Consider the following 17927-nt stretch of genomic DNA (forward strand, 5'->3'; position numbering starts at 1 on the left):
CTGCTGTCTTTTTACCATCTCTTGCTTAGCCGCGAAACTCGGCACGACCACGGTAAACCGCCTTGGCACCCAGTTGCTCTTCGATACGCAGCAGCTGGTTGTACTTGGAAACGCGGTCGGAACGGCACAGCGAGCCGGTCTTGATCTGGCCAGCAGCGGTCCCTACCGCCAGGTCGGCGATGGTCGAGTCTTCGGTTTCACCGGAACGGTGCGAAATCACCGCAGTGTAGCCGGCAGCCTTGGCCATCTGGATGGCTTCCAGGGTTTCGGTCAGCGAGCCGATCTGGTTGAACTTGATCAGGATCGAGTTACCGATGCCCTTCTCGATGCCTTCCTTGAGAATCTTGGTGTTGGTCACGAACAGGTCGTCGCCAACCAGTTGCACCTTGGCGCCGATCTTGTCGGTGAGGATCTTCCAGCCAGCCCAGTCGGACTCGTCCAGGCCGTCTTCGATCGAGATGATCGGGAAGCGCTCGGTCAGGCCTTTCAGGTACTCGGCGAAGCCTTCGGCGTCGAACGACTTGCCTTCGCCGGACAGGTTGTACTTGCCGTCTTCGTAGAATTCCGAAGCCGCGCAGTCCAGGGCCAGGGTCACGTCGGTGCCCAGCTTGTAGCCGGCTTTCTCGACCGCTTCGGCGATGGCGCCCAGGGCGTCTTCGTTGGAAGCCAGGTTAGGGGCGAAACCACCTTCGTCACCCACGGCGGTGTTCAGGCCACGGGCCTTCAGCACGGCTTTGAGGTGGTGGAAGATTTCGGTACCCATGCGCAGGCCGTCGGAGAAGGTCTTGGCGCCAACCGGCTGAACCATGAACTCCTGGATGTCGACGTTGTTATCGGCGTGCTCGCCGCCGTTGATGATGTTCATCATCGGCACCGGCATCGAGTACTGGCCCGGGGTGCCGTTCAGGTTGGCGATGTGCGCGTACAGCGGCAGGTCCAGGTCCTGGGCTGCGGCCTTGGCGGCAGCCAGGGAGACGGCCAGGATGGCGTTGGCGCCCAGCTTGGCCTTGTTCTCGGTACCGTCCAGTTCGATCATGGCGCGGTCCAGGGCCTTCTGGTCGGCCGGGTCCTTGCCCAGCAGCAGGTCACGGATCGGGCCGTTGATGTTGGCGACGGCCTTCAGCACGCCCTTGCCCAGGTAACGGCTCTTGTCGCCATCACGCAGCTCCAGCGCTTCGCGCGAGCCAGTGGAAGCACCGGACGGCGCGCAAGCGCTACCGATGATGCCGTTGTCGAGCAGTACATCGGCTTCCACGGTGGGGTTGCCACGCGAATCGAGAACTTCACGACCTTTGATGTCGACGATTTTTGCCATTGTTGTAAGCACTCCAGAATTGACGAAAACAACTTAGCTTGGGAAATCTTGCCGTTCACCGGGCGGACTTGCAGTGGGCAGGCCCCGTGAAGGGAACCCCTGACCGAGTGGTCAGGGGTGGATCGGACGGTACTTTACCCGAGAATCGAGCTTTACGCGGTTTCTACCGTCGGAAAACTTTTCACCAGGTCATCCAGTTGCTTGAGCTGGGCCAGGAATGGCTCCAGTTTGTCCAGGCGCAGGGCGCATGGGCCATCGCACTTGGCGTTGTCCGGATCGGGGTGGGCTTCGAGGAACAGGCCGGCCAGGCCCTGGCTCATGCCGGCCTTGGCCAGGTCGGTGACCTGGGCGCGGCGGCCGCCGGCGGAGTCGGCACGACCACCCGGCATCTGCAGGGCGTGGGTCACATCGAAGAACACCGGGTACTCGAACTGCTTCATGATGCCGAAGCCGAGCATGTCCACCACCAGGTTGTTGTAGCCGAAGCTCGAACCACGCTCGCAGAGGATCAGCTGGTCGTTACCGGCTTCCTCGCACTTGGTCAGGATGTGTTTCATTTCCTGAGGTGCGAGGAACTGCGCCTTCTTGATGTTGATCACTGCGCCAGTCTTGGCCATGGCCACCACCAGGTCGGTCTGCCGCGACAGGAAGGCCGGCAGCTGGATGATGTCGCACACCTTGGCCACCGGCTCGGCCTGGTAGGGCTCGTGCACGTCGGTGATGACCGGCACGTTGAAAGTACGCTTGATCTCCTCGAAGATCTTCAAGCCTTCTTCCATGCCCGGGCCGCGGTAGGAGGTTACCGACGAACGGTTGGCCTTGTCGAAGCTGGCCTTGAACACGTACGGGATACCGAGTTTCTCGGTGACCCGCACATACTCCTCGCAGACCTTCATTGCCAGGTCACGGGACTCCAGGACGTTCATGCCGCCGAACAGGACGAACGGCTTGTCGTTGGCGATCTCGATGTTACCGACGCGAATGATCTTCTGGGTCATTGATCAGGCCTTGTTCTTCTGAGCCAGGGCTGCCTTGACGAAACCGCTGAACAGCGGGTGGCCGTCACGCGGGGTCGAGGTGAATTCCGGGTGGAACTGGCAGGCGACGAACCATGGGTGGTCCTTGGACTCGACCACTTCCACCAGCGCACCGTCTTCGGAGCGGCCGGACACCACCAGGCCGGCGTCGACCAGTTGTGGCAGCAGGTTGTTGTTCACTTCGTAGCGGTGGCGGTGACGCTCGGTGATCACGTCCTTGCCGTAGCAGTCGTGCACCTTGGAACCGGCAGCCAGCTGGCAATCCTGTGCGCCCAGGCGCATGGTGCCACCCAGGTCGGAGGCTTCGCTGCGGGTCTCGACGGCACCGGTGGCATCGGCCCACTCGGTGATCAGGCCGACGACCGGGTGGCCACTGTTGCGGTCGAACTCGGTGGAGTTGGCGTCTTTCCAGCCCATCACGTTGCGGGCGAACTCGATCACGGCGACCTGCATGCCCAGGCAGATACCCAGGTACGGCACCTTGTTCTCACGGGCGTATTGCACCGCGGTGATCTTGCCTTCCACGCCGCGCAGGCCGAATCCGCCCGGCACCAGGATGGCATCGGCGCCTTCGAGCAGGCTGGTGCCCTGGTTCTCGATGTCTTCCGAGTCGATGTAGCGCAGGTTGACCTTGGTGCGGTTGGTGATGCCGGCGTGGCTCATCGCTTCGATCAGCGACTTGTACGCGTCCAGCAGCTCCATGTACTTGCCGACCATGGCGATGGTCACTTCGTGCTCTGGGTTGAGCTTGGCATCGACCACCTTGTCCCACTCGGACAGGTCGGCACCGTTGCACTGCAGGCCGAAGCGCTCGACGACGAAGTCGTCCAGGCCCTGAGCATGCAGCACGCCCGGAATCTTGTAGATGGTATCGACGTCTTCCAGCGAAATCACCGCACGCTCTTCAACGTTGGTGAACAGCGCGATCTTGCGACGCGACGAGGCATCGACCGGGTGGTCGGAACGGCAGATCAGCACGTCAGGCTGCAGGCCGATGGAGCGCAGCTCCTTGACCGAATGCTGGGTCGGCTTGGTCTTGGTCTCGCCAGCGGTGGCGATGTACGGGACCAAGGTCAGGTGCATCAGCATGGCGCGCTTGGAGCCCACTTCGACACGCAGCTGGCGGATGGCCTCGAGGAACGGTTGCGACTCGATGTCGCCCACGGTACCGCCGATTTCCACCAGGGCCACGTCGGCATCGCCGGCGCCCTTGATGATACGACGCTTGATTTCGTCGGTGATGTGCGGGATGACCTGGATGGTCGCGCCCAGGTAGTCACCACGGCGTTCCTTGCGCAGCACGTGCTCGTAGATACGGCCGGTGGTGAAGTTGTTGTTCTGGGTCATGGTGGTGCGGATGAACCGCTCGTAGTGGCCCAGGTCGAGGTCGGTCTCGGCGCCATCGTGGGTGACGAACACTTCACCATGCTGGAACGGGCTCATGGTGCCCGGATCGACGTTGATGTACGGATCCAGCTTGAGCATGGTGACCTTCAGGCCCCGCGCTTCCAGGATGGCCGCCAGGGAAGCCGAGGCAATGCCTTTCCCCAATGAAGAAACAACACCGCCCGTGACGAATATGTAGCGCGTCATGAAAAACCCTAGAAGTCTGCGTTAAGGCGGCCAGCGCCGCCGGAGAAAGCGAAGGAAGGCCGAAGCCCCCGATCACCTGCGTCAATCACAGTGCATCTCGAAAAACTGCCGCGTCTGTACAGACCAGGGGTATCCCCGGCATGGAGCTCGCTCGTCATTTTCAGAATCAGCCCAGCAAAAAACTGCTTGGTAATCGGCAACTCCTGTGTTTTCGCGGAACCCACAGAAGCTGTATCAAGAAGGGAGGGTAGTCTACCCGAATGTACCCTTCAGCTCAAACCTTGCGCGTTCGTCGGCAACTGCCAATCCAGCTGGCAATCCGCCTGTACCAGGCCAGGCAGGTTGGCCAGCGCCAGCAGGCGCTCGCCCTGGTACAGCAATGGCAGGCGCGGACGCAGGAAGTGCGGCACCTGCAGTTCGTTGAGCAGACGCTTGAGTTCGCGTCGGCCACGGCCGGGGATGTCCAGCACTTCGCCTCCCTGGCGGTAGGCAATGCGCAGGCCACCTGCAGGTACTGCGCCAACCAGTCGCACACTACCGTTACCCGGCAGCCGCAAAGGCTCGCCGGGATCGGACCACACCAGCCCCGCGCCAGGCTGCTGCAGCCAGTCGCCGCTCAACCACCAGATGCGTCCATGGCTGCGCAGCAGTTGCCCATCGGCCAGCCGCCATACCGGCTGGGCACCGACGGCGGCATCGCGCAGGTCTGCCCAACCGGCCCAGTGCCGGGTGTCGGGCAAACGGCTGCGCCGGCTCAGCCAGTACTGCAAGGCATTGCGCTGACGGGCCGGTGACAGCGCAAGCAGGGCGGCCAGGTCGAGCGAATCGAGCCCGGGCCAGGCCAGCGGGGCGCCCTCCTCGGCAAGCGCCAGATCGCCCTGGGCAAGCTCGTCCAGCAGGCCCAGGGCTTCGCCAAGGTGCTCGGCGGCGCGGGCAAGGTTCTGGCTGGCCTGTGGCCAACGCTGCTGCAGGTGCGGGAATACTTCGGCGCGCAGGTAATTGCGGGCGAATCGGGTATCCGCGTTGGACGGGTCTTCGATCCAGGCCAGTTGATGCGCCTCGGCGTAGTCGCGCAACTGTTGTCGGGACCACCCCAGCAAAGGCCTGGCCAGGTTGCCCTGCCCCAGTCGCCGTTGCTCCGGCATCGCTGCCAGGCCACGCAGGCCGGCACCGCGCAGCAGGCGGAACAGCAAGGTTTCAGCCTGGTCGTCGCGGTGCTGGCCGGTGAACAGGACATCGCCCGGGCCCAGCCTCTGGCTGAAAGCGGCATAGCGGGCGGCACGGGCCGCCTGTTCGAGGCTGGCGCCGGGGCTGACCTGGACGTGGATGACCTGAAGTACGATACCAAGCCGGTCGCAGATGGATTGGCAGTGCGCAGGCCAGGCGTCCGCAGCAGGTTGCAGGCCGTGGTGGATGTGGATGGCGCGCAGCGCGGGGCTGGCGTGGTTGCGGACGTGCCCGGCCAGCAGGTGCAGGAGGACGGTGGAGTCGAGGCCGCCGGAGAAGGCGATGTACCAGGTGCGGGCGTTGAGCCAGGGGGTGAGGTTGATCATCCAGACCTCGCACAATTGAAGAACGCATTCGCGGGCAAGCCCGCCCCCACAGGTTCGGCGCCGCGCCCGAGGGCAGCGCAATACCTGTGGGAGCGGGCTTGCCCGCGAACACCGGCGAAGCCGGTGCCATTCACCGCGATATCAGACGCCGTAGCTCATCAGGCGCTCGTAACGACGGGCCAGCAGTGCGTCGTGGTCGAGCTTGCCGAGCATGTCCAGCTGCTGCACCAGGTCGGCACGGATGCTTTCCGACATCTTCACCGGGTCACGGTGGGCGCCGCCCAGCGGTTCCTGGATGACCTTGTCGACGATGTTCAGGCTCTTCAGGCGCTCGGCAGTGATGCCCATGGCCTCGGCTGCGTCGGCGGCCTTGTCGGCAGTCTTCCACAGGATCGAGGCACAGCCTTCCGGCGAGATCACCGAGTAGGTGGAGTACTGCAGCATGTTCAGCTGGTCGCACACGCCGATGGCCAGCGCGCCGCCGGAACCACCCTCACCGATCACGGTGGCGATGATTGGCGTCTTCAGGCGCGCCATCACGCGCAGGTTCCAGGCGATGGCCTCGCTCTGGTTGCGCTCTTCGGCGTCGATGCCCGGGTAGGCACCCGGGGTGTCGATGAAGGTCAGGATCGGCATCTTGAAGCGCTCGGCCATTTCCATCAGGCGGCAGGCCTTGCGGTAGCCTTCCGGGCGCGGCATGCCGAAGTTGCGGCGCACTTTCTCGCGCACTTCACGGCCCTTCTGATGACCGATGACCATGACCGGCTTGCCGTCCAGGCGGGCGGTACCACCGACGATGGCGGCGTCGTCGGAGAAGTGGCGGTCGCCGTGCAGCTCTTCGAACTCGGTGAAGATGTGCTCCAGGTAGTCCAGGGTGTAAGGACGACGTGGATGACGGGCCAGGCGGGCGATCTGCCAGCTGGTCAGGTTGCCGAAGATGCTTTCGGTCAGGGTGTTGCTCTTGTCTTGCAGACGGGCAATTTCATCGCTGATGTTCAGCGAGTTGTCGTTGCCCACCAGACGCAGGCCTTCGATCTTGGCTTGCAGGTCGGCAATCGGCTGTTCGAAATCGAGAAAATTCGGGTTCATAGTCATCCGTCTTGGGTCTACGGCCAGGCGGCCGGCCGGTTGATCCGTTTGGCGCCTTACCTTAAGGGATCAGGCGCATTCAGGTCGAGATTAAATTTGTTGTCGGTTCAACGATATTGCAGGAAGACGTTCTCACGCCCGAACTGGTCACGCAGTGCCTGGATCAGCCCATCGGCCGGGTCGATCGCCCACTGCTCGCCGAACTGCAGCATGGCCTTGGCGTCGCTGCCGGTGTACTCCAGGGTGATCGGGCAGGCACCACGGTGACGGGTAATCAGCTCGCCCAACCACTTCAGCCGGTCGCCCTTGAGCGCTTCGTGCGCCACCTTCAGGCGCAGGCTCTCGGCCAGCTTGGTGCGCGCATCTTCCATGGTCATCACCTGCTTCACCCGCAGGCGCAGGCCGCCGGAGAAGTCGTCGTGGCTGACCTCGCCTTCGACCACCACCATGGCATCGGTCTGCAGCAAGGACTGTGCCGCCATGAAGGCATCGGCAAACAGCGACGCCTCGATGCGCCCGGAGCGGTCATCCAGGGTGACGAAGCCCATCTTGTCGCCTTTCTTGTTCTTCATCACCCGCAGGGCGATGATCATGCCGGCAATGGTCTGGGTGTCGCGCGACGGCTTGAGGTCGATGATGCGCTGGCGGGCGAAGCGGCGGATCTCGGCCTCGTACTCGTCGATCGGGTGGCCGGTGAGGTACAGGCCAAGGGTATCCTTCTCGCCCTTCAGGCGTTCCTTGAGGGTCAGCTCGCGCACCTTGCGGTGGTTGGCGTAGACGTCGGCGTCCACGGCGTCGAACATGCCGCCGAACAGGTCGACGTGGCCACTGTCCGCCGTATGTGCGGCCTGCTCGGCGGCCTTGATGGCCTCGCCCAGCGCCGAGAGCAAGGTGGCACGGTTGATGTCGATGTGGGCGTGGTAGGCCTTGATCTCGTCATGGAAGTGCGGCCCGAGGCGGTCCAGCGCGCCACTGCGGATCAGTGCATCGAGGGTGCGCTTGTTGACCCGCTTGAGGTCGATACGCTGGCAGAAATCGAACAGGTCCTTGAACGGGCCGCCCTGTGCACGCGCCTCGACGATCGCCTCCACCGGACCCTCGCCCACGCCCTTGATGGCACCCAGGCCATAGACGATGCGCCCGTCATCGTTGACGGTGAACTTGAAGTCGGAGAAGTTCACGTCCGGGGCGTCGAGGCGCAGCTTCATGCTGCGTACTTCTTCTACCAGCACCACCACCTTGTCGGTGTTGTGCATATCCGCCGACAGCACCGCCGCCATGAATGGCGCCGGGTAGTGGGTCTTCAGCCAGGCGGTCTGGTAAGACACCAGGCCATAGGCGGCGGAGTGGGACTTGTTGAAGCCGTAACCGGCGAATTTCTCTACCAGGTCGAAGATGTTACCGGCAAGGTCCGCATCGATATTGTTATTGGCACAACCTTCGATGAAGCCGCCGCGCTGCTTGGCCATTTCCTCGGGCTTTTTCTTGCCCATGGCCCGGCGCAGCATGTCGGCGCCGCCAAGGGTGTAGCCGGCCATTACCTGGGCGATCTGCATCACCTGTTCCTGGTACAGGATGATGCCGTAGGTTGGCGCCAGTACCGGCTGCAGGCCTTCGTACTGGTAGTCCGGGTGCGGGTAGGCCAGCTCGGCGCGGCCGTGCTTGCGGTTGATGAAGTCGTCCACCATGCCCGACTGCAACGGGCCGGGACGGAACAGTGCCACCAGTGCGATCAGGTCTTCCAGGCAGTCGGGCTTGAGCTTCTTGATCAGCTCCTTCATGCCGCGCGATTCAAGCTGGAACACCGCCGTGGTTTCGGCCTTCTGCAACAGCTCGTAGGTCTTGCGGTCGTCCAGCGGGATGAAGTCGATGTTGACCTCGGGCAGGTTCTTCTTGGCCTGCTCGCGGTTGATGATCTCCATGGCCCACTTGATGATGGTCAGGGTACGCAGGCCGAGGAAGTCGAACTTCACCAGGCCCGCAGCCTCGACGTCGTCCTTGTCGAACTGGGTTACCAGGCCGCCACCCTCTTCGTCACAGGCGATCGGCGAGAAGTCGGTAAGCTTGGTCGGGGCGATCACCACGCCACCGGCGTGCTTGCCGGTGCCCCGCGTCACACCCTCGAGTTTCAGGGCCATGTCCCAGATCTCGCGGGCGTCTTCGTCGCCCTTGAGGAAGTCGCGAAGGATTTCCTCCTGCTCGTAGGCCTTTTCCAGGGTCATGCCGACTTCGAACGGGATCATCTTCGACAGCCGGTCGGCCAGCCCGTACGACTTGCCTTGCACCCGCGCCACGTCGCGCACCACCGCCTTGGCGGCCATGGTGCCGAAGGTGATGATCTGGCTGACCGCGTTGCGGCCATAGGTTTCGGCCACGTAGTCGATCACCCGGTCGCGGCCATCCATGCAGAAGTCGACGTCGAAGTCGGGCATGGAAATACGCTCAGGGTTGAGGAAGCGCTCGAACAGCAGGTCGTAGGCCAGCGGGTCGAGGTCGGTGATCTTCAGCACGTAGGCCACCAGCGAGCCGGCACCCGAACCCCGGCCAGGGCCGACCGGGACGCCGTTGTTCTTGGCCCACTTGATGAAGTCCATCACGATCAGGAAGTAACCGGGGAAACCCATCTGGATGATGATATCCAGCTCGAACTTCAGGCGGTCCAGATAGACCTGGCGCTTCTCTTCGTAGTTGGGCGTGGTCTCTTTCGGCCACAGCACCGCCAGGCGCTCTTCCAGGCCTTCGTGGGAGACGTGGCGCAGGTAGTCATCGATACCCATGCCATTGGGCGTGGGGAAGTCGGGCAGGAAGTACTTGCCCAGCTGTACCTGGATGTTGCAACGCTTGGCGATCTCGACCGTGTTGGCGATGGCGTCGGGCAGGTCGCTGAACAGCTCGGTCATTTCCTCGGCCGACTTCAGGTACTGCTGGTCGCTGTACATTCTTGGCCGGCGTGGGTCGTCGAGGGTCCAGCCCTCGCCGATGCACACCCGCGTTTCATGGGCGTCGAAGTCGGACTGCTTGATGAAACGCACGTCGTTGGTGGCTACCAGCGGAGCGCCGAACTTGTCCGCCAGGGCTACGGCGGCATGCACGTACTCTTCGTCGCGGGCGCGGTTGGTGCGCTGCACTTCAACGTAGAAGCGCTCCGGGAACATGCCCATCCAGTCTTGCAGCAGGGCCTCGGCTTCTTCGTCCCTGCCGGCCAGCAGGGCCATGCCGATGTCACCTTCCTTGCCTGCGGAGAGGGCGATCAGGCCCTCGCTGGCCGGGGCAATCCAATCGCGCTGGAGGATCACCAGGCCGTTGCGCTGGCCGTCGGTCCAGCCACGCGAGATCAGCTCGGTGAGGTTACGGTAGCCCTTCGGGTTCATGGCCAGCAGGCAGATCCGCGACAGCGGTGCTTCCGGGTCGGCACCGGCCAGCCACAGGTCGGCGCCGCAGATCGGCTTGATACCGGCGCCCATGGCGGTCTTGTAGAACTTCACCAGCGAGCACATGTTGCTCTGGTCGGTGATCGCCACCGCCGGCATGTTCATCCCGGCCAGTGCCTTGGCCAGCGGCTTGATCCGCACCAGGCCGTCGACCAGCGAGAATTCGGAGTGGACGCGCAGGTGAACGAAGGGAACCGACATGGAAGATCCTGTAGCAGTGCTGAACGACAAGGGCGGGATTGTAGCGTAAATGAGGCGAGATTTTGGGCTGCATTGCAGCCTATCGCGACACAAGGCGCTCACAAGCATCGCGTTGCTCTCCAGCGCTAGCGTTGCATCTGGCTGTGCCGATGATCGGGGCTGAAGCCGCTCCTACCAGGTACGGCGTCAACTGAGCGGATTTATCCGCGAAGCAGGCGACGCGATGGATGGCACGGGCTTCGTCCGTGTTCGCGGGGCAAGCCCGCTCCCACAGGGACCGCGCCAGCTTTTGGAAATTGAGCAAGACAGTTGCTCCTACCAGGTACGGCGCCAACTGTAGGAGCGGATTTATCCGCGAAGCAGGCGACGCGGTGGATGGCACGGGCTTCGCCCGTGTTCGCGGGCAAGCCCGCTCCCACAGGGACCGCGCCAGCTTTTGGAAATTGAGCAAGACAGTTGCTCCGACCAGGTACGGCGCCAACTGTAGGAGCGCATTTATCCGCAAAGCAGGCGGTGCGGTGGGTGGCACCGGCTGAGCCGCTCCTGCAAGCCGGCGCACTGTCTCTGGAAGCAACCTTGGGTCGCAAAACGGACGCCGAGGTCAGATCAAGGAAGCCGTGACGCCTTCGCGCGCATCCCAGGCCGCCCGCACCGGGGCAAAGGAACGCCGATGAATGGGCGTAGGCCCCAAGCGCGCCAGGGCCTCGAGGTGCACCGGTGTCGGGTAGCCCTTGTGCCCACCAATGCCATAGCCCGGATAGATCAGCTCGAATGCGCTCATTTCCCGGTCGCGGGTCACCTTGGCCAGGATCGAGGCCGCAGCAATGGCTGGCACCTTTGCATCCCCCTGCACGACCGGCGCCGAAGGCACGGCCAGCTTCGGGCAGCGATTGCCATCGATGAGGGCCAGTTTCGGCGTAACGTGCAGCCCTTCGACTGCACGCTGCATGGCCAGCATGGTGGCGTGGAGGATGTTCAACCGGTCGATTTCCTCGACCTCGGCACGGGCGATACAAAAGCTCAGGGCTTTCTCACAGATCTCGTCGAACAGCGCCTCGCGCCTGGCTTCGGTGAGCTTCTTCGAATCGTTCAGGCCGAGGATCGGGCGCGCCGGGTCGAGGATCACCGCTGCCGTCACCACCGCGCCGCACAGCGGGCCCCGGCCCACCTCGTCGACGCCAGCGACGAGGTCTTCGACCAGGTTGAAATCCAGTCCAATCTGCATGTCAGCGGTCCTTCAGCAAGGCCAGCACCGCCTCGGCGGCCTGATTCGAGGCGTCACGGCGCAAGGTGCGGTGAATTTCGTCGAAGCGCCCGGTCTGCTGGCTGCCGTCGGCCACCAGTGGCGCCAGGGTGTCGGCCAGCGCTTCGCTGGTGGCGTCGTCCTGCAACAGCTCAGGCACCAGCGCACGCTGGGCGAGCAGGTTTGGCAGCGACACATAAGGGCTTTTGACCAGGCGCTTGAGGATCCAGTAGGTCAACGGCGCCAGGCGGTAGGCCACCACCATCGGTCGCTTGTACAACAGCGCTTCGAGTGTAGCGGTACCCGAGGCGATCAGCACCGCGTCGCAGGCGGCCAGGGCCTGGTGCGACTGCCCATCGAGCAGGGTCAACGGCAGCTGGCGCCCTTCAAGCATCTGCTCGATCTGCGCGCGCCGCGCGGCATTGGCGCAGGGCAGCACGAAACGCACGCCCGGTACCTGCTGGCACAGCCGTTCGGCGGCATCGAGGAACAGCCCCCCCAGGCGCCCGACTTCACCGCCCCGGCTGCCCGGCATCAGTGCCACTACCGGCCCCTCGCCCAGGCCGAGCTGGGCGCGCGCGGCTGGACGGTCGGCTTCGAGCGGGATGGTGTCAGCCAATGGATGGCCAACGAAGCGCACCGGCACACCCTTTTCTTCATAGAAGCGCGCCTCGAACGGCAACAACGTGAGCATCAGGTCGCAACCTTCGCGGATCTTCAGCACACGCTTCTGCCGCCAGGCCCACACCGAGGGGCTGACGTAGTGCACGGTCTTGATACCGGCCTGGCGCAGCTTCAGCTCGATATTCAGGGTGAAGTCGGGCGCATCGATACCGATGAACACATCGGGCCTCTCACCTAGCAGGGTTTCGATCAGCAGCTTGCGGCGTTTGAGCAGCTCGCGCAGGCGCCCCAGCACTTCGACCAGGCCCATGACGGCCAGGCGCTCCATGGGGAAATAGGATTGCAGCCCTTCGGCCTCCATCAGCGGGCCGCCAACGCCGATGAACCGCACGTCAGGGTGGCGTGCCTTGAGGGCACGCATCAAGCCTGAACCGAGGATGTCACCGCTGGCCTCACCCGCGACCAACGCTACGCAAAGCTGGGCCATGTCAGCGGGTAATGCCGCGGGCAGAGTTCACGATCGACTGACGGAACAGCTCTACCTCAGGGTGCTGCGTAGCGAGTTCGTCCAGTTCCTTGAGCGCGTCTTCGACGGTCAGGCCCTGGCGGTAGACGATCTTGTAGCAACGGCGCAGCACATGGATGACTTCATCGCTGAAACCGCGCCGGCGCATGCCTTCGAAGTTCATGCTACGGGCCTCGGCCGGGCTGCCGAACACGGTGACAAAGGCCGGGACGTCCTTGCCGATCGCCGTGCCCATGCCGGAAAACGCATGCGCGCCGATGTGGCAGTACTGGTGCACCAGGGTGTAGCCGGACAGGATCGCCCAGTCGCCTACATGCACATGCCCGGCCAGCGCTGTGTTGTTGACCAGGATGCAGTGGTTGCCGATGACGCTGTCGTGGCCGATGTGGGCATAGGCCATGATCAGGTTGTGGTCGCCCACGGTGGTTTCCGCGCGGTCCTGGATGGTGCCGCGGTGGATGGTCACCCCTTCGCGGATGACATTGTGGTCACCGATCACCAGGCGCGTCGGCTCACCTTTGTACTTCAGGTCCGGGGTGTCTTCGCCGATCGAGGAAAACTGAAAGATACGGTTGTGCTTGCCGATGCGGGTCGGCCCTTTGAGCACAACATGCGGGCCGATAACGGTGCCCTCCCCGATTTCCACATCGGGGCCTACGATCGACCAGGGGCCGACCTCGACGCCATCGGCCAGTTTGGCCGAAGGATCGATAATGGCCCGAGGATCAATCGAATTCATAGGGAGCGTTCCGCGCAAGTGATCTCGGCCGAACAAACCGGCTTGCCGTCGACCAGCGCACGGCACTCGAACTTCCAGATCATGCTCTTGCGGCTGAGGAACCTGGCTTCCAGCACCAGCTGGTCACCCGGCAGCACCGGCTGACGGAAACGCAGTTTGTCGGAACCGACGAAGTAGTACAGGGTGCCATCGGCCGGCTTGGCGTCGAGCATCTTGAAACCAAGGATACCGGCTGCCTGGGCCATGGCTTCGATGATCAGAACACCGGGCATGATCGGGTGCGCCGGGAAATGGCCATTGAAGAACGGCTCGTTGATGCTGACATTCTTGTAGGCACGAATGCTCTGGGCCTCGAAGTCCAGATCCGTCACACGGTCCACCAGCAGGAACGGGTAACGGTGAGGCAGGTATTCGCGAATCTCGTTGATGTCCATCATTTCGGGGGGGAAGCCTGTAATAAGAATAGGGAGCGCAGGTGCTGACCACACGCTCCTTTTGCAATCCAAAGAGGAGCCAGCTAGCGACTGTTCACTCTTGCTCAGGGAATGGTATCAGCCTTCTGATGTCGGCTGGCCACCTGAGGTCACGGTATCGACGCGTTTTTCCAGCTGCTGGAGACGCTTGGCCATGTCGTCCAGGTGGCGGATACGCGCGGCGCTCTTGCGCCATTCAGCCAGTGGCTGCATGGCAGTGCCGGAAGAATAGGCACCCGGTTCGGTGATCGAACGGGTCACCATGGTCATCCCGGACACGAAAACGTTATCACAGACATCGATATGACCCACCATGCCGACACCGCCGGCGATGGTGCAATGCTTGCCGATGCGCGTACTGCCGGAGATACCGACGCAGGCGGCCATGGCCGTATGCTCACCGATCTGCACGTTGTGGGCGATCTGGATCTGGTTGTCGAGCTTGACCCCGTCAGCGATGCGCGTGTCCGACAGCGCACCACGGTCGACCGCGGTGTTGACGCCGATTTCCACGTCGTCACCGATGGTCACGCCACCAATCTGGGCGATCTTGCGCCACACACCCTTCTCGTTGGCGAAGCCGAAGCCTTCACCGCCGATCACCGCACCCGACTGAATGACCACGCGCTTGCCGATGGTCACGTCATGGTACAGGGTGACCCGTGGCGCCAGCCATCCACCTTCGCCGATCACGCAACGGGCACCGACCACGCAGTGCGCGCCGACGCTGACATTGGCGCCGATGCGTGCGCCGCTCTCGATGACCGCGAACGGCCCGATGCTGGCGCTGGCATCCACCTGCGCGTCCTCAGCCACCACGGCGCTGGGATGAATACCCGCCACAGCCTTGGGTTTGGGGTCGAACAGGTGGGAAATGCGCGCGTAGGCCAGGTACGGATCGGCCACGATCAATGCGTTGCCGGCAAAGCCTTCGGCATCCGCCGCCTTGAGCAGCACCGCGGCCGCCTGGCTGTTGTCCAGGTATTTGCGGTATTGCGGGTTGGCGAGGAAGCTCAACTGACCGGGGCCTGCCTCCTGCAAGGTGGCCAGCCCGGTAATCTGCAGCGCCTCGGGCCCCTTGAGGGTGGCGCCGAGGGCCTCGGCCAGCTGGCCTAGCGTCATGGTCACGGTCATATCAACGGGCTTGGTTCATGCGCTCGATGACCTGGCGGGTGATGTCGTACTGAGGTTTGACATCGATGACCGCACCACGCTCGAGGACCAGGTCATAACCACCCTTCTTGATCACTTCCTCGACTGCGCCATCCAGCTTCGGCTTCAGCTGCTTGAGCATGTCGCGGTCGGCAACGGCCTTGGCTTCGTTCAGCTCCTTGGACTGGAACTGGAAGTCACGGGCCTTCTGCTTGAACTCGAGCTCCAGGCGCTCACGCTCCTGCTGCTGCATCTTGTCGCCGCCTTTGATCAGGCGGTCCTGGATACCCTTGGCGCTACTTTCCAGGCTCTTCAGCTTGGTCAGTTGCGGGCCGAATTTCTTTTCGGCATCCACCGCGTATTTCTTGGCGGCGTCCGATTCCAGCAGGGCCATCTGATAGTTCAGGACGGCAACCTTCATTTCGGCGAAAGCCGGGGTGGCGACCAGCGCCGCGGCCACTACGGCCAGTTGAGTCAACTTACGCACGATGCACTCCTGGATAAACCGTTGTCGTTAAGCGAGGGCCGACCTCAGAAGGTCTGGCCCAGAGAGAATTGGAACACCTGGGTGTCGGCATCGTCCGGCTTCTTGACCGGCATCGCCAGGCTGAAGCTCAACGGGCCCAGTGCAGTAATCCAGGTCACGCCCAGGCCGACCGAACTGGCCATGCCCGAGAACCCGACCTTCTCGCAATCAGGCTGGTTGCCGCAATTGGTGTCGAACACGTTACCCACGTCCCAGAACACGGAGGTGCGCAGCGAGCGCTGGTCCTTGACGAACGGCAGCGGGAACAGCAGCTCGACACCGCCTTGCACGAGCACGTTACCACCGAACGGCAACGGATCCTGGTCCGGGTCGGCGATGGTACCAGGCTTGCCACCGTTGGCCTCGCCACGGCTTGGGGTACTGCGCGGGCCCAGGCTGCTGTCCTTGAAGCCACGCACGGAGTTGAAGCCACCGGCGAAGTAGTTCTCGTAGAACGGCAGGCCCGAGGTGCTGCCATAACCGTCACCATAGCCCAGCTCGGTGTGCAGGCGCAGGGTGTAGTCGTTGGTGATCGGCTTGAACAGCTGGCCACGATAGTCAAGCTTGAAGAACGACAGGTCGCTGCCAGGAATGGTGGATTCCAGGGTCAGGCTCTGCGAGTGACCGCGGGTTGCCAGCACGCCTTTGTTCAGGGTCGATTCCGACCAGCCGATCGAGGCCTTGAAGTTGAGGAAGTTGTCGCCCTCCTCTTCGAGGAAGTCGAAGATCTCGTCGACGGTGTACTTGCCGGTCTTGATCTTGTCCTGCTGCACGCTCAGGCCATAGGTCAGGCGCGAGGTTTCGCTGATCGGGTAGCCCAGGCTGACGCCGGCACCGTAGCTGTCCACCGCATAGCTGGCCACGTCGACATCGAGGTCATCGTAGTCGGTGCTGCGGTAGAAGGCGTTGTAACCCAGGCTGACGCCATCGGCAGTGAAGTAGGGGTCGACGAAGCCGAAGTTGTAGCGGGTCTGGTATTCCGAACGGGTCAGGCCGATGGAAACCTTGTTACCGGTACCGAGGAAGTTGCTCTGGCTGATCGAACCACCAAGGATCAGGCCGGCGCTCTGGGCGAAGCCGACGCTGGCGGTGATCGAGCCGGAGGCCTGCTCCTCGACGCTGTAGTTGACGTCGACCTGGTCGTCGGTGCCTGGCACCGGCGGGGTCTCGACGTTGACTTCCTTGAAGAAGCCCAGGCGCTCCAGGCGGGTCTTGGACTGGTCGATCAGGTAGGTCGAGGCCCAGCCACCTTCCATCTGGCGCATTTCGCGACGCAGCACTTCGTCTTCGGTCTTGGTGTTGCCACGGTAGTTGATGCGGTTGACGTAGGCACGCTTGCCCGGGTCGACCACGAACATGATGTCGACGGTGTGGTCTTCATCGTTCGGCTTCGGCACACCGTTGACGTTGGCGAAGGTATAGCCTTCGTTACCCAGGCGGCGGGTAATCAGTTCGGAGGTGGTGGTCATCACCTTGCGCGAGAACACCTGGCCTGGCTGCACCAGCAGCAGCGACTTGACCTGGTCTTCCGGCACTTTGAGGTCACCGGACAGCTTCACGTCGCGAACGGTGTACTTCTCGCCTTCGTTGATGTTGACGGTGATGTAGACGTGCTTCTTGTCCGGGGTGATGGACACCTGGGTGGAGGCAATGTCCATGTTGATGTAGCCGCGGTCCAGGTAGTAGGAGCGCAGGCGCTCCAGGTCACCGGAGAGTTTTTCGCGGGCATACTTGTCGTCGTTCTTGAAGAACGACAGCCAGTTGGTGGTCTTCAGCTCGAACAGCTGCGCCAGGGTCTCGTCGTCGAACACGTTGTTGCCAACGACGTTGATGTGCTGGATGGCGGCGACGGTACCTTCGTTGATCTTGATCTTCAGCGCCACACGGTTGCGCGGCTGCGGCACCACCTCGGCGTCGACTTCGGCCGAGTAGCGGCCCTGCGCCACATACTGGCGCTGCAGCTCGTTACGCACGCCTTCGAGGGTGGCTCGCTGGAAGATCTCGCCTTCGGCCAGGCCGGACTGCTTCAGGCCCTTCATCAGGTCGTCGGTGCTGATCGCCTTGTTGCCTTCGATCTCAATGCTCGATACCGACGGGCGCTCAACCACGTTGATGATCAGGACATTGCCATCGCGGTTCAGCTGGATGTCCTGGAAGAAGCCGGTCTTGAACAGGGAACGGGTCGATTCCACCAGGCGGCGGTCATCGGCCTGGTCGCCGACGTTCAGCGGCAGCGCACCAAACACGCTGCCGGCGGAAACCCGCTGCAGGCCGTTGACGCGGATATCGGAGATGGTGAAGGACTCGGCGTGAACTTCAGCGATCATCAGTGCGGACATGACCGCAGTTAGCAGCAGACGTTTCATGAAGTCCTTTTATTCCAACTGGCAATAAACAACCCGCCGCGACAAAAACGGCGGGTTCG

General features: G+C 62.9%; 13 protein-coding genes. All 13 read right to left on the bottom strand.

What is annotated here, in order from left to right; genetic code table 11:
- Window positions 1-25: 25 nt before the first annotated feature.
- Complete coding sequence (gene eno, locus QSV36_RS22580; protein ID WP_170028662.1) at window positions 26-1315, bottom strand: phosphopyruvate hydratase; 1290 nt, start codon at window positions 1313-1315, stop codon at window positions 26-28.
- A gap of 152 nt (window positions 1316-1467) precedes the next feature.
- Window positions 1468-2313, bottom strand: coding sequence for a 3-deoxy-8-phosphooctulonate synthase (kdsA, locus tag QSV36_RS22585; RefSeq protein WP_025337985.1), 846 nt, complete (start codon window positions 2311-2313; stop codon window positions 1468-1470).
- A gap of 3 nt (window positions 2314-2316) precedes the next feature.
- The gene (gene pyrG, locus QSV36_RS22590) at window positions 2317-3945 is read right to left on the bottom strand and encodes a CTP synthase (RefSeq protein ID WP_025337984.1); all 1629 of its coding nucleotides are present in this window, start codon (window positions 3943-3945) and stop codon (window positions 2317-2319) included.
- A gap of 269 nt (window positions 3946-4214) precedes the next feature.
- On the bottom strand, window positions 4215-5498 hold the full coding sequence (gene tilS / locus QSV36_RS22595) for a tRNA lysidine(34) synthetase TilS (RefSeq protein ID WP_289134584.1): 1284 nt from the start codon (window positions 5496-5498) through the stop codon (window positions 4215-4217).
- Window positions 5499-5639: 141 nt separating this feature from the next.
- The gene (accA, locus tag QSV36_RS22600) at window positions 5640-6587 is read right to left on the bottom strand and encodes an acetyl-CoA carboxylase carboxyl transferase subunit alpha (RefSeq protein ID WP_289134586.1); all 948 of its coding nucleotides are present in this window, start codon (window positions 6585-6587) and stop codon (window positions 5640-5642) included.
- A 107-nt stretch (window positions 6588-6694) separates the two neighbouring features.
- Window positions 6695-10219, bottom strand: coding sequence for a DNA polymerase III subunit alpha (gene dnaE / locus QSV36_RS22605; RefSeq protein WP_289134588.1), 3525 nt, complete (start codon window positions 10217-10219; stop codon window positions 6695-6697).
- Window positions 10220-10820: 601 nt separating this feature from the next.
- Entirely contained in the window at window positions 10821-11444 is a 624-nt protein-coding gene (rnhB, locus tag QSV36_RS22610; protein WP_170028656.1) for a ribonuclease HII, read from the bottom strand.
- 1 nt (window position 11445) lies between these two features.
- Entirely contained in the window at window positions 11446-12573 is a 1128-nt protein-coding gene (gene lpxB / locus QSV36_RS22615; protein WP_289134590.1) for a lipid-A-disaccharide synthase, read from the bottom strand.
- 1 nt (window position 12574) lies between these two features.
- Window positions 12575-13351: an acyl-ACP--UDP-N-acetylglucosamine O-acyltransferase gene (gene lpxA, locus QSV36_RS22620; RefSeq protein WP_289134593.1), complete on the bottom strand. Its 777-nt coding sequence runs from the start codon at window positions 13349-13351 to the stop codon at window positions 12575-12577.
- Complete coding sequence (gene fabZ / locus QSV36_RS22625; protein ID WP_051097422.1) at window positions 13348-13788, bottom strand: 3-hydroxyacyl-ACP dehydratase FabZ; 441 nt, start codon at window positions 13786-13788, stop codon at window positions 13348-13350. Before fabZ ends, lpxA begins: the two co-directional genes overlap by 4 nt.
- A 114-nt stretch (window positions 13789-13902) precedes the next feature.
- Entirely contained in the window at window positions 13903-14958 is a 1056-nt protein-coding gene (lpxD, locus tag QSV36_RS22630) for a UDP-3-O-(3-hydroxymyristoyl)glucosamine N-acyltransferase (protein ID WP_289134597.1), read from the bottom strand.
- A 1-nt stretch (window position 14959) separates the two neighbouring features.
- On the bottom strand, window positions 14960-15463 hold the full coding sequence (locus QSV36_RS22635) for an OmpH/Skp family outer membrane protein (RefSeq protein WP_015269197.1): 504 nt from the start codon (window positions 15461-15463) through the stop codon (window positions 14960-14962).
- A gap of 44 nt (window positions 15464-15507) precedes the next feature.
- Entirely contained in the window at window positions 15508-17868 is a 2361-nt protein-coding gene (bamA, locus tag QSV36_RS22640; protein ID WP_225776618.1) for an outer membrane protein assembly factor BamA, read from the bottom strand.
- Window positions 17869-17927 lie beyond the last annotated feature (59 nt).

This window comes from Pseudomonas sp. BCRC 81390 (assembly GCF_030341915.1).
Classification (GTDB): Bacteria; Pseudomonadota; Gammaproteobacteria; order Pseudomonadales; family Pseudomonadaceae; genus Aquipseudomonas.

Coding starts and splice junctions, on each gene's coding strand:
- lpxB (WP_289134590.1), bottom strand. CDS start 12,573: ATGGCCCAGCTTTGCGTAGCGTTGGTCGCGGGTGAGGCCAGCGGTGAC.
- dnaE (WP_289134588.1), bottom strand. CDS start 10,219: ATGTCGGTTCCCTTCGTTCACCTGCGCGTCCACTCCGAATTCTCGCTG.
- pyrG (WP_025337984.1), bottom strand. CDS start 3,945: ATGACGCGCTACATATTCGTCACGGGCGGTGTTGTTTCTTCATTGGGG.
- kdsA (WP_025337985.1), bottom strand. CDS start 2,313: ATGACCCAGAAGATCATTCGCGTCGGTAACATCGAGATCGCCAACGAC.
- accA (WP_289134586.1), bottom strand. CDS start 6,587: ATGAACCCGAATTTTCTCGATTTCGAACAGCCGATTGCCGACCTGCAA.
- bamA (WP_225776618.1), bottom strand. CDS start 17,868: ATGAAACGTCTGCTGCTAACTGCGGTCATGTCCGCACTGATGATCGCT.
- fabZ (WP_051097422.1), bottom strand. CDS start 13,788: ATGATGGACATCAACGAGATTCGCGAATACCTGCCTCACCGTTACCCG.
- lpxD (WP_289134597.1), bottom strand. CDS start 14,958: ATGACCGTGACCATGACGCTAGGCCAGCTGGCCGAGGCCCTCGGCGCC.
- eno (WP_170028662.1), bottom strand. CDS start 1,315: ATGGCAAAAATCGTCGACATCAAAGGTCGTGAAGTTCTCGATTCGCGT.
- rnhB (WP_170028656.1), bottom strand. CDS start 11,444: ATGCAGATTGGACTGGATTTCAACCTGGTCGAAGACCTCGTCGCTGGC.
- lpxA (WP_289134593.1), bottom strand. CDS start 13,351: ATGAATTCGATTGATCCTCGGGCCATTATCGATCCTTCGGCCAAACTG.
- tilS (WP_289134584.1), bottom strand. CDS start 5,498: ATGATCAACCTCACCCCCTGGCTCAACGCCCGCACCTGGTACATCGCC.